We start from the raw sequence: 12,793 nt of genomic DNA, 5'->3' as shown, positions 1-12,793 counted from the left end.
AAATTTAGATATACGATGTCTGAGAATTTATTGAAAGGAAAAAGAGGAATCATCACCGGCGCCTTGGACGAAAACTCCATCGCCTGGAAGACCGCCCTTAAAGCCAAGGAGCAAGGTGCAAAATTCGTTTTGACCAATGCCCCTATCGCCATGCGAATGGGTGCTATCCAAGACTTGGCCAAGGAATGTGACACCATCGTGGTGCCAGCGGATGCCACCTCTGTTGAAGATATTGAGAAGCTTTACGCAGAAGCAAAGGAATTTTTGGGCGGAAACTTTGATTTTCTCCTGCACTCTATCGGCATGTCACCCAACGTAAGAAAAGGTAGAGAGTACGGCGACCTGAATTATGACTGGGTTCAGAAGTCATGGGATGTATCTGCGCTATCATTTCACAAAATGATGCAGGTGGCAGAAAAGCAGGACGTGATGAACGAGTGGGGTTCCATTATCGGCCTTTCCTACATCGCCGCCCAGCGTGTATATCCATTCTACAGCGACATGGCTGAGGCCAAGGCTATATTGGAAAGCATCGCCAGAAGCTACGGTTACCGATTCGGGAAACTAAAAAACGTAAGGGTCAACACCATCTCCCAGTCGCCTACCAAAACTACGGCTGGCACGGGTATCGGAGGATTTGATGCCTTCTACAACTATGCCGAGGCCCTTTCCCCACTTGGAAACGCCCCATCTGAAGCCTGCGCGGACTATATCATCGCCATGTTTTCAGACCTCACCCGCTTTGTGAACATGCAGAACCTCTTCCATGACGGCGGCTATTCCTGCACCGGTATCACAGAGGAAATCGTGGAGAAGTTCAGCGATAAAAAATAAGCCACTTCGCCGATACAAATTGGCCACGAAGGACACAAAGTAAAAAATAAGTTCCACTAAGGCTTCTTCGCGGAGAAGGTTTGGAATAAAATAGGGCATAAAGTCCAAATGAATTTTAAAGAAGTCGCACAAAGGGAATCCTTTATGCGGCTTCTTTTTTTATTGCCCCTCCTCACTTTGTGCCCTTCAAATCCTTCGTGCCCATTGTGCCCTCTATTTAACCTCGTCGCCTATTTAAACTTTGTGTGACTTATTTAAAACTTCGAGAGACTTTGTGACCAATTTACTTTGCGACCAATTTAAGCGACGTTTACTTAAACACCACTTCATGCATTACCAGGCCTTGGGCGGGGACGGAGAAGCTCAGCGGGTTGATTAGCTCACTTTTCAGCGCTTCCTCAACATCTTCCAAACCCAATTTTCCCATGCCCACTTCCACCAAGGCTCCCATCATTTGCCGGATTTGGTGGGTGAGGAAACCGGTGCCCTTCACTTTGTAATAAAATACCTGTTTAGGAGCGAAATACCCCATGGGCTGCTCCAGTGGGTGGATGGATGATTCCAGGATCAGTCTGCGGTAGTTCTCCACCTTTTTCCTGACACAAAACCGTCTGAAATCATGTTCGCCCTGAAATAGGTTCGCGGCTTTTCCCATCATCTCCACGTCCAGTTGCCCCTCGAAATTGACAATATGGGCGGCATTGAAAGGGTGGGGTTTTTCGCCAAGGGAGAAGTAATAGCGGTATTCCTTGTGGGCTACATCCTGGATCACATTAAAAGTGAGGGGTACGGGCTCGATGGCCAAGATCCGGATATCCAACGGCAGGTAATCATTGAGCAACTTAAGAAAGGACTCGGGATCAATGGGCTCGACGGTGAAAAGCTCAAAAGCCCCCCTTTCACAGGACACCCCCGCATCTGTCCGCCCGGCTGGCAGGATGGAGAAATCATCGTGGCCCAAAGTCCTGCCTAAAGTGCGTTCCAACTGCCCCTGAAGGGTTTTCACGCCATTTTGTTTCTGCCAGCCGTGGTATCTATAGCCAAGGTACTGGATCCAAAAAAGGTAGGTATGGGAGCGTCTTTGCATGGGATAAAGGTAAGATTTTAATAAAAGTGCAGTCCTATTTTCAGCGGAAAAATACTAAGGCGGAACGGCAAAACACGAAAAAAATCAATCAAAGCAGATTTTACAATAGTTTTAATATACATAAATAGGTAATATATAATTTTAACATACAGAATTTTTTATACATTTTATTTGGTGTGAAATGCATTTTAACTTAAATTTACATAACTGCAATTAACAATTTTTATGAAACACACAACCAAATTTACTAGGTGGCAGAACCAGGTTCTGGCCCTAGTGTCCGCTGTGCTACTCTTTTCATGTAGCCATTTAGAGCCCTTTCAGATGGAGGGGGATGATGCGTTGAGGACCGGATTCGAATCCTGCGAATTAATCTCTGACCCAGAATTTGGAGAAAATTTCCCTCCAGGACAAGGAGGTGGAGGTAATGTTGCCTGTTCTGATGATTATGAAGAGTCCACGGGAAAGATTGATTATATGATTAAGGTTAATGGTATTGAAATTATTAACCCCAATTTTAAATCTGACTTTGAAAAACAAGGATTTGAAATTGAAGTCTGTGAAGGCAAGATAGTTAGTTATAGGTATCTCGGAGAGGAATGCTTAGGTGATGTTGCAATTATTGTAAAAGGAGGTAGTAACCCAGCCAATGTATTTCTTTTTGCAGGCAATGAAGGTTCTGGCTTTTATCCACCCAATAATGACGGTGGTAAAATGGCTGGTCTTAGTAACTTAACTATATGTTACAATTTTGTTCCTTGTGAAGATGAACCACCTTGCGAAGGATCAGGAGAGTCTGCCACAGGTTCAGGTGATCCTTATAAAGGCAATAATAATTGGTTCCTACATTCTAAGTTTAAGGGGGAAGAAGTTAAGTTAGTATATGGCAGAAATCACCAGCCAATTGGTACAGTTTCTTTTGATGATATCCCTAACTCTTCTAAAATTTTGGTAACGGTAAAACTATCTGATAACGCGATTTTTAATGAAGAATCAGGAGGAGACTTTAAATATCGTTTATTTACAAGTGAAGACTTAAAAGTCGGTGATGTAAGAGGCTTTAGAGGCTGGACAAAGGTTCCGAATGACAATCCAAAGGAAATTTCATTTGAGGTGGATAAGAAAATTAGTGGAAAACCTGTTCTTCGTATAGGCTTACACGCTGAAGTTACTGTTTTTGATTGTGAAAATGATAATGATGAATAATTTAGAGCAAAACATTTAAAACTTTATCGAGTAAACTGCAATTATCCATATCAAAAGGGGGAGCCTATGGCTCCCCCTTTTCTTTTTATGCTTCTGTTTTTTGCAGGACTCTCGCGGCAAGCCAGTCGCCCACTTCGGAGGTTCCGTGGGAATTCCCATCATCCGCAATATCCTCGGTCACAAAACCTTCCTCCAAAGATGCATTCACCGCATCACTGACCACTTGCGCCTCTTCCTTCAGATCAAAGGCATATTCAAACATCATCGCTGCGGACAGCACCATGGCCAAGGGGTTGGCAATGTTTTTCCCGGCTGCCTGGGGATAGGAGCCGTGGATGGGTTCGAAGAGTTTGTTTTCGGTCCCCAATGAAGCCGAAGGCATCAACCCCATAGAACCGCTGATCACGGAAGCCTCATCGGTCAGGATATCCCCGAACAGGTTTTCGGTAATTAGCACATCATAAGCCTTTGGCCATTGCACCAAACGCATGGCCACGGCGTCTACGAACTCATATTCCACCTTCACATCAGGGTATTCCGGAGCCAAGCGTTGGACGGTCTCCCTCCACAACCTGGAAGTGGCCAGGACATTGGCCTTGTCCACGCATGTGAGCAGTTTTCTCCTTTTCTGGGCAAACTCAAACCCCATCCTGGCGAGCCGCTCAATTTCCTCCACGGAATACACGCAGCTGTCAAAAGCCACAGTACCCTGCTCGTTTCGGCCTCGGGGCTCCCCAAAGTATATCCCACCGGTGAGCTCTCTCAGGAACACCAAATCAGTCCCCTCAATTCTTTCCTGCTTCAGCGGTGATTTTTGCAAAAGGGATGGAAAGGTGAAAGTAGGCCTCACATTGGAAAAAAGGCCAAGCTTTTTCCTCATCAGCAGGAGTCCCTGCTCGGGTCTTACCTTTGCTTTTGGGTCATTATCATATCTCGGGTCACCGATGGCGCCAAATAGAATTGCGTCAGCATCTAGGCATACTTGATGGGTTTCATCGGGGTAAGGCAGGCCAGTGGCATCTATGGCCGCAGCTCCCACTTTGGCCTCTTGATAGGTAATCTTATGCCCAAACCGCTCCGCAACTGCATTGACAACTTTTACTGCTTGGTCCATCACCTCCGGACCTATGCCATCACCTGGCAATAAGGCTATTTTCAATTCCATCTTTAATGTCGTTTTTATTGTTTTCGGATCCCAACTGCTCCAATATGTTCAGCATCTTTTCGGTTGCTTTCATAGCGGCCACGGTTTGGTCCCCGTCCAGTCCTTTTGTTTTGAATATTTTATGCGTCTGCCAGGTAATGACAGTTTCCACCAACGCGTCAGTTCTTCCCCCAGGGGGGATAGTAACATGAAAGTCCGTCAGTTTGGGCAGCTCTTTGCCCAAGGATTTGTAGATTTTCTTCAGCGCTTTCATGAAGGAATCATACTGCCCTATTCCTGAAGCATAACTTTCGTAATACTTTCCGTAAATGTTCAATTTAAGCTGCACAGTAGGCTTAAGGTCTTTTGAATGCGTCATGTGATACCCTTCAATCTTGATGTCATGCCGAATGGACTCCTGCTGCAAAACATCCGAAATGATATAAGGCAAATCCTCCGGGGTAATCTTTTCCTTCTGATCGCCAAGCTCGATTACCTTTTGGGTGACCTTTTTAAGCTCAACAGGATTCAAGGAAATGCCAAGCTCACTAATGTTTTTCAGGATATTGGCCTTTCCCGAGGTCTTGCCAAGGGCATATTTTCTGGTTCTCCCAAATCTTTCCGGCAGCAGGTCGCTGAAATACAGGTTCCTCTTTTGGTCCCCATCAGCATGGATCCCCGCCGTTTGGGTAAACACATTCTCCCCAACCACCGGCTTGTTCACGGGGATCCGCAAACCGGCAAATTGTTCCACCAACTTGCTGACCCTGTATATTTTCTTCTCCTCAACAGTCAACTTATGTTGGCCGAAATCATTCAGGGCAGCCACTATACTTTCCAAAGGTGTGTTCCCTGCCCTTTCACCCAAGCCGTTTACAGTGGTGTGAATTCCCTTGGCGCCTGACCTCACCGCATCCAGCGTATTGGCTACTGCAAGGTCATAATCGTTATGTGCATGAAAATCAAAGTGGGCTTCAGGATACTTTCTAGTCAGCTGGCCTATAAAAGTCCTCACCTCTTTCGGCTCCAAAAGGCCTAAGGTATCTGGAAGCATGATTCTTTTGACAGGTAAACCCAGAAGAAAATCAATCAACCCTAAGGTGTAGCTCTTGGAATTTCGCATCCCATTGCTCCAGTCTTCAAGATAGACATTAACCGCTAACCCTTTCTGGATAGCATAATTCACGACTTCCCTGATTTCCTCAAAATGTTCGCCAGGCGTTTTTTTAAGCTGGTGCTCAAGATGATTGAGAGAACCCTTGGTGAGGAGGTTGATTACTTTGGCACCCGCCGAGGCTATCCAGTCTACGGAGACAGGCGTGTCCACAAAGCCAAGCACCTCCACTTTGTCCAACAAACCTTTATCTGCTGCCCAGGAGGTGATTTTGCGCACTCCCTCCAGCTCCCCGTCTGACACACGGGCAGAGGCCACTTCTATCCTATCTACCTGCAGCTCCTCCAGTAGCAACTTGGCAACCTGGAGCTTTTCAGCAGGTAGAAAAGATACCCCTGAGGTCTGTTCACCATCCCTCAGTGTCGTATCCATGATCTCTATTTTGTTGTTAACTGCCATAATATAATTACCAAAGAACCAGTCCCGAAAAGCGAAAGCGAATCGGGAGTCTCAGAGAGTGCTTAGCAAAAGGCTAAAACTCTGTCCCCTTTGCGTCTCTGCGGTTTAATTTTTACCTGCTTTTTTCAAAATCCACTATCTCCTCCTTCAAATTGAGCAGGTAATCAATGTCATCAAACCCATTTTGCATATTGGCTTTCTTATAGGGATTGATGTCAAAAGATTCGCTTTTTCCGGTCGCAAGTAGGGTAATCGTCTGCCGCTTTAGATCTACCTCAAGATTTGTATTCGGGTCTTTTTCAACCGCCTCGAAGATTTCGTCCAAAAACTCCGGGCTCACCGTCACCGGCAAAATCCCCACATTCAAAGCGTTGTTTTTAAAAATATCGGCAAAGAAACTGGAGACCACACACCTGAACCCATAGTCATATATGGCCCATGCGGCATGCTCACGGCTGGAGCCCGAACCGAAGTTTTTCCCAGCAACCAGTATTTTGCCCTGGTAGGTGGGGTCATTTAGCACAAAACCTTTCTTGGGTTGCCCTTCCGAATCGTAACGCCAATCCCTAAAGAGATTATCCCCAAAACCTTCCCTTTCGGTAGCCTTTAGGAATCGGGCGGGTATTATCTGGTCTGTATCCACGTTTTCTGTAGGAAGTGGGACCACCGTACTGGAAAGCACATTAAATTTATCGTAAGCCATCTTAATTAAATTTTAGAACTCAAACATCAAACCCCGGCATAATCCGCCACGGCCAATTCTCTCGGATCGGTAATCACGCCGGTGATCGCTACTGCCGCCACAGTGAGCGGACTGGCCAGCAGAGTCCTGGCACCGGGCCCCTGCCTACCTTCAAAATTCCGGTTTGAGGTAGAAACGGCGTATTTTCCAGCAGGAATCTTGTCATCATTCATAGCCAGACAAGCCGAGCAACCAGGTTGCCTCAATTCAAAACCTGCGGCCTTGAGAATATCAACCAAGCCCTCCTCATGGGCCAGTTTTTCAACCTCCTTGGAGCCAGGCACTATCCAAGCAGTGATGTTTTCAGCTTTTTGTTTTCCTTTGACAAAATTGGCCACGGCACGAATATCCTCAATCCGCCCATTGGTACAGCTACCCACAAAGACATAGTCGACTTTCTTACCTTTGATCGGTTCTCCCGCTTGAAAGCCCATGTAATCCAAAGCCTGCTGATAGGATTTCTTATTGCTGCCCAACAGGTCAGCCCCAGTTGGTATGTTTTCTTTGATCTTGATGCCCATTCCCGGATTGGTGCCGTAGGTAATCATCGGTTCTATATCTGCAGCATCAAAATGGTGCTCCACTTCAAAATCCGCTCCTTCGTCAGTTTTGAGGCTTTTCCAATAAGCCACGGCATCATCCCAAGCTTTTCCCGAAGGGGAATATTTCTTTCCTTTCAAATAGGCAAAGGTGGTTTCGTCGGGAGCGATCAAGCCGCCTCTGGCGCCCATTTCTATACTCATGTTGCAGATGGTCATGCGGGCTTCCATGCTCAGGGAAGTAATGGCCGAACCGGCGTATTCCAGAAAATACCCCGTACCGCCACTGGCTGAGATTTTGGAAATCACATAAAGTATGATATCCTTGGATGTAACGCCTTCACCAAGTTCTCCATCAATGGTGATCCGCATCTTCTTGGGCTTTGCCTGCATGATGCATTGGCTGGCAAAAACCATCTCCACTTCACTGGTCCCAATCCCAAAAGCAATGGCGCCGAAAGCCCCATGCGTGGAAGTGTGACTATCACCGCAAACGATCGTCATCCCTGGTTGCGTCACACCCAATTCGGGTCCGATCACATGGACAATTCCGTGGTGCTCAGAACCGAGGTCATGGAGTTCAATTCCATATTTCCGGCAGTTTTCCCTGAGCCTTTCCACCTGCATCCTGGAAAGTTTGTCCTTGATAGTTTGCTCCTGCCCTTCGGTAGGCACATTGTGATCCGGAGTGGCAATGGTCCTTTCAGGAAAAAGCACCGAATTTCCTCTTTTCTCCAAATTCAGAAAAGCTACCGGACTGGTGACTTCGTGTATAAAATGCTTGTCAATAAACAGGACGTCCGGGCCTTTTTCCACGGATTTCACCACATGGGCATCCCATATTTTATCGAACAATGTCTTTTTTTCCATAATTTAAAGGGTCACTTGTTGTTTGACGGGTAATTTGTTTAGGGCATCCACAAATGCCTGGGCCGAGGCAATGACTATATCCGTATGCGAGGAAAATCCATGATAGGGCTTCTTCTCACACATCAGGCGCATATGCACCTTGCATACATCATCGCTCCCTTTGGCCATGGATTGGATCAGAAATTCATCCAGCTCCACTTCTTGGTCAACATGCTGCTTAATGGCCTTAATGACTGCATCCACCGGTCCGTTTCCTTCAGCAGTTGCCACCGTGGACTTATCTCCGACCTTTAGCTCAACTTTTGAATTGACGGTGGTGCCGTATTCATAACTGACTTTGCCCAGTTCCACAAAGCCTGACTCATCCACATACTCACCTAGCAATTGGTAGAGGTCTTTTCGGCCTATATCTCTTTTCACGTCAGCCAACTGGAGGAAGTCCTGATAGATTTTCTCCAGCTTCTCCCCTTCACAGATAAAACCAAGAAGCTCCAGGTGATGTTTCAATGCTGCTCTGCCGCTCCGTGCAGTCAAAACGATGGAGGACTCCTCCACCCCAACTTCTTGGGGATCCATTATTTCATAGTTCTCACGGTGTTTCAACACACCATCCTGATGGATTCCCGAGGAATGGGCAAAAGCATTTCTTCCCACAATTGCCTTATTGGGCTGAACTGGCATGTTCATCAGTTTGGAAACCAAGCGGCTGGTTTCATAAATCTTGGGTGTTTGAATGCTAGTTTGTACGGGAATGGATTGGTGACACTTGATGGCCATCACCACTTCCTCTAGACTGGTGTTGCCGGCCCGCTCCCCGATGCCGTTCATTGTCACTTCCACCTGCCTTGCGCCGTGCTGCACACCTGCGATGGTATTGGCAGTGGCCATCCCCAAATCATTGTGGCAATGCGTGGCGATGATGGCTTGGTCTATGTTGCGTACGTTTTCTTTCAGAAACCTGATCTTATCTGCATATTGCTCAGGAAGGCAATATCCGGTGGTGTCGGGAATGTTGACCACTGTGGCGCCAGCCTTGATGGCCGCCTCCACGATCCTGGCCAGGTATTCATTTTCGGATCGGCCTGCATCTTCTGCATAAAACTCCACATCCTCCACATATCGCTTGGCAAATTTGACTGCCTGCACAGCTCTTTCAATAACAGCCTCAGGGGTAGACCTCAACTTGTGGTGGATATGATAAGGAGAAACCCCTATCCCGGTGTGAATCCTGGCTTTTTTGGCATATTTCAACGCATCCGCGGCGACTTCGATATCCTTTTCTACCGCTCTGGAAAGGGCGCAGATAATGGGATTGCTCACCGCTTTGGAAATTTCCACAACAGAATTAAAATCTCCCGGGCTGGAAATGGGGAATCCAGCCTCAATCACATCCACTCCCAAAGACTCCAATGCCTGGGCCACCACGATTTTTTCGCGGGTGTTCAACTGGCAGCCGGGAACTTGCTCCCCGTCTCTTAAGGTGGTGTCAAAAATCCATAATTTCTCCATGGTATCAGTTGTTTTCAGGTCTTAACTTACGGACGACAGCCCCGGCTTGCCACATCTCCGACTCCCTCAATTCCTGAAGCTCTCCTTCCAATTTTGCTCTATAATCATCCTTACTATTCGAATCAATCGACTTCACCGCCTCTTTTCCTTCTTTCACACTGCTATACAGTTCTTCAAAAACCGGCTTGGTCGCATCCCTAAATGGCTTCCACCAATCCAACGCACCCCTTTGTGCGGTAGTGGAACAGTTGGCATACATCCAATCCATCCCATTTTCGGCGACTAGAGGCATCAAACTTTGAGTTAACTCCTCCACGGTTTCATTGAAGGCTTCTGAAGGAGTGTGACCATTGGCGCGCAATACTTCATATTGGGCAGCAAAGATCCCTTGGATGGCACCCATCAAGGTCCCTCTTTCTCCGGTAAGATCAGAGGTTACCTCACGGTAGAAATCTGTTTCGAAAAGGTAGCCGGAGCCGACTCCTATCCCTAGCGCGACTACACGATCTTTGGCCTTGCCGGTGGCATCTTGATAAATGGCATAAGAGGAATTCAACCCCCGGCCTTCCACAAACATCCGCCTTAGCGATGTGCCAGACCCTTTAGGTGCGACTAGGATCACATCCACATCTGAAGGAGGTACGATTCCGGTTTTGTCTTTATAGGTTACCCCAAATCCGTGAGAAAAATAAAGGGCTTTGCCAGACGTCAAGTGATTCTTTACCGTAGGCCAAAGGGCGATCTGTCCGGCATCAGACAGCAAATATTGCAGGATTGTGCCCCTCTGGGCAGCTTCTTCAAGTTCAAAAAGTGTTTCCCCTGGCACCCAACCATCTTCCACGGCCTTGTCCCAGGTTTTAGAATTTTTCCTTTGACCAACAATCACATTAAAACCATTATCCTTTAGGTTCAGGGCCTGTCCTGGCCCCTGCACCCCGTAACCCAATACGGCGATTACTTCATCCTTTAATGTTTCCTTAGCTTTCTCCAGGGGAAATTCCTCTCTGGTTACTACGTTCTCTTCAACTGTTCCGAATTTAAGCTTCATAGTTTTGATGGTTTGATTATTGTAAATATTGATCTAAAGTTTGCATGGGTTTGGACACCGCTACTCTTCCGGAGCGTGCAAATTCCATGATGTTGAATTTCTTTAATATGCCCAGCAGCTCCTGGGTATCTTCCTTATGGCCGGTCATTTCAATGACCACAAAGTCCTTCTCAGCTGAAATGATGCGGGCATTGTACTGCCTGATCACCTTTTCCAAGCCTGGATCCAGGCTGCTCACTGGAAGTTTATAAAGTGCTATTTCTTGAAAAACCACCTGGTCATCTTTGTAATAAAATGCTTTGATTACATCGATTATCCTTTCTATCTGATTGACCAGCTGAACGATCTGCTCATCAGTACTAGTCACCTCTATGGTCAATCTATAAATACCGTCCTCCCTACTTTCTGAGGCGGTGATTCCGTTGATATTGACTCCCCTTCGGGTAAAGATGATGGTGATGCGATTGAGTATTCCGATGAAATTTTCGGTGAATACTGAAATGGTGAATTTTTTCATACGCTTAGCTTAACCTGATTTCGTCTACCGAACAGCCGGTGGCTACCATTGGAAAGACATTGTCCTCTTTGGCCACCACTACCTCGAGAAAATATGGTCCTTCATGCAAAAACATGTCTGCTACCGCTTCGCTCAAATCTTCCCTTTGCTCTACTTTGCTACTTTTAATTTTATAAGCCTCTGCGATTTTGATGAAATCTGGGTTTTCAAGCTCCGTGAAACTGTACCTTTTATCGAAGAACATCTGTTGCCATTGGCGCACCATGCCCAGGTAATTGTTGTTGAGCAGGATGATTTTAACTGGCGCCTTGGTCTGCATGATGGTGCCCAATTCCTGTACAGTCATTTGAATGCCTCCATCCCCGACCACACAGATTACTTGCCTTGAAGGATTGTGCAATTGGGCACCAAGTGCGGCCGGAAGACCGAATCCCATCGTACCTAGCCCACCAGAAGTGACTTGGGTCCGGCTGTTTTTGAAATCAAAATACCTCCAGGCAATCATTTGGTGCTGCCCTACATCGGTGACCAAAACAGCATCATCATCCTTGAACTCATTCACATATCGGATCACCTCCCCCATGGTAAGGCCGGTTTTGGTAGGTGAAAGGTCCCGGGCAACTACTGAGGCCTTTTCCTCCTGCTCCAGCTGCCTAAATTCATTTAGCCATTCATGGTGCGAACTGGGATGAACCTGGTCAATCAAAAGCGAAAGGCTTTCTTTGCAATTGCCCAACACAGGCGCATCAGCCTTCACGTTTTTGTTTATCTCCACAGGATCCAGTTCCAAATGGACCACCTTGGCTTGGGTGGCATAGCGGGACAGATCGCCGGTCACCCGGTCATCAAATCTCATCCCGATAGCAATCAACACATCGCATTGATTGGTCAGGATATTTGGTGCATAGTTTCCATGCATCCCAAGCTTTCCAACATACAGTGGATGGTCCTCCGAAAACGCCCCCGATCCCAGCAGGGTGCATGCAGCGGGAATACCCGTTTTCTCCAAAAAGGCCCTCAATTCCTCTTCAGCCTTTGCCATCAGTACTCCTTGGCCGAATAGGACAAATGGTTTCTTTGCACCGTTGATCAATTCAGCGGCTTTTTCCACCATTTTGGAATTTACTGGAGGATAAGGTTTGTATGAACGCACGCTAAAAGTCGGGGCATAAGTAAATTCCCCAAGGGCAAATTGTGCATCTTTAGTGATGTCGATAAGCACCGGGCCGGGCCTGCCCGAACGGGCAATATGGAAGCCTTTACTGATGGCAGGTGCTATATCCTCCACCCTTCTTACCTGAATGTTCCATTTGGTGCCTGGCATGGAAAACCCCACCACGTCAGTTTCCTGAAAAGCATCTGTCCCCAGTAGGTGGGACGCAACCTGCCCGGTGATGCATACCAGAGGAGTGCTGTCTATGAGCGCATCGGCCAGGCCGGTGATCAGGTTGGTTGCCCCAGGACCCGAGGTCACCATGCATACGCCCACCTTCCCCGAAACCCGGGCAAATCCTTGGGCGGCATGGATAGCGCCTTGCTCATGTCGAGTGAGCACATGGTCCACTTGATCAATATAGTCGTAAAGGGCATCATACACCGGCATGATGGCCCCACCTGGGTATCCAAACAAGGTGGTCACTTTTTCGGCCACCAAAGACTTGATTACAATCTCCGCTCCTCTGATTCTGGTATCGTTCATAGCTTTTGGATGAGGTTGGTTTAAC

At 47.1% G+C, this 12,793-nt stretch carries 11 protein-coding genes; 2 read left to right on the top strand and 9 right to left on the bottom strand.

Annotation, left to right across the window (positions count from 1 at the left end):
• Window positions 1–15 precede the first annotated feature (15 nt).
• Window positions 16–834, top strand: a complete 819-nt coding sequence (locus tag KIH41_RS07565; protein WP_214162045.1) for an enoyl-ACP reductase FabI — start codon at window positions 16–18, stop codon at window positions 832–834.
• Between the two features lie 310 nt (window positions 835–1,144).
• Here the strand turns inward: KIH41_RS07565 and truA are convergent, their stop codons facing one another.
• A complete protein-coding gene (gene truA, locus KIH41_RS07560) occupies window positions 1,145–1,921 on the bottom strand; it encodes a tRNA pseudouridine(38-40) synthase TruA (RefSeq protein WP_214162044.1) in 777 nt (258 codons plus the stop codon).
• Window positions 1,922–2,146: 225 nt separating this feature from the next.
• Between truA and KIH41_RS07555 the strand changes: the two genes are divergently transcribed.
• On the top strand, window positions 2,147–3,127 hold the full coding sequence (locus tag KIH41_RS07555) for a hypothetical protein (RefSeq protein ID WP_214162043.1): 981 nt from the start codon (window positions 2,147–2,149) through the stop codon (window positions 3,125–3,127).
• Window positions 3,128–3,212: 85 nt separating this feature from the next.
• On the opposite strand, the gene leuB is transcribed toward KIH41_RS07555, so the two are convergent.
• From leuB to ilvB, 8 genes are all read right to left on the bottom strand, one after another.
• Window positions 3,213–4,292 (bottom strand): 3-isopropylmalate dehydrogenase, encoded by a 1,080-nt coding sequence (gene leuB, locus KIH41_RS07550; protein WP_214162042.1) that lies wholly within the window; start codon window positions 4,290–4,292, stop codon window positions 3,213–3,215.
• Window positions 4,261–5,844: an alpha-isopropylmalate synthase regulatory domain-containing protein gene (locus KIH41_RS07545; RefSeq protein ID WP_214162041.1), complete on the bottom strand. Its 1,584-nt coding sequence runs from the start codon at window positions 5,842–5,844 to the stop codon at window positions 4,261–4,263. The genes leuB and KIH41_RS07545 overlap by 32 nt, the downstream gene beginning before the upstream one ends.
• Window positions 5,845–5,956: 112 nt before the next feature.
• On the bottom strand, window positions 5,957–6,547 hold the full coding sequence (leuD, locus tag KIH41_RS07540) for a 3-isopropylmalate dehydratase small subunit (protein WP_214162040.1): 591 nt from the start codon (window positions 6,545–6,547) through the stop codon (window positions 5,957–5,959).
• A gap of 26 nt (window positions 6,548–6,573) precedes the next feature.
• Window positions 6,574–7,995: a 3-isopropylmalate dehydratase large subunit gene (leuC, locus tag KIH41_RS07535; protein ID WP_214162039.1), complete on the bottom strand. Its 1,422-nt coding sequence runs from the start codon at window positions 7,993–7,995 to the stop codon at window positions 6,574–6,576.
• Between the two features lie 3 nt (window positions 7,996–7,998).
• A complete protein-coding gene (locus KIH41_RS07530) occupies window positions 7,999–9,504 on the bottom strand; it encodes a 2-isopropylmalate synthase (protein ID WP_214162038.1) in 1,506 nt (501 codons plus the stop codon).
• Between the two features lie 4 nt (window positions 9,505–9,508).
• On the bottom strand, window positions 9,509–10,552 hold the full coding sequence (gene ilvC / locus KIH41_RS07525; RefSeq protein WP_214162037.1) for a ketol-acid reductoisomerase: 1,044 nt from the start codon (window positions 10,550–10,552) through the stop codon (window positions 9,509–9,511).
• Between the two features lie 16 nt (window positions 10,553–10,568).
• Entirely contained in the window at window positions 10,569–11,069 is a 501-nt protein-coding gene (gene ilvN / locus KIH41_RS07520; RefSeq protein ID WP_214162036.1) for an acetolactate synthase small subunit, read from the bottom strand.
• A 4-nt stretch (window positions 11,070–11,073) separates the two neighbouring features.
• Entirely contained in the window at window positions 11,074–12,768 is a 1,695-nt protein-coding gene (gene ilvB / locus KIH41_RS07515; protein WP_214162035.1) for a biosynthetic-type acetolactate synthase large subunit, read from the bottom strand.
• Between the last annotated feature and the right edge of the window lie 25 nt (window positions 12,769–12,793).

The organism is Litoribacter ruber, from assembly GCF_018500185.1.
In the GTDB taxonomy this organism is placed as follows: Bacteria; Bacteroidota; Bacteroidia; order Cytophagales; family Cyclobacteriaceae; genus Litoribacter; species Litoribacter ruber.
Note: the sequence above shows the minus strand (reverse complement) of the source record. Positions and strands in the feature narration are given on the sequence as shown.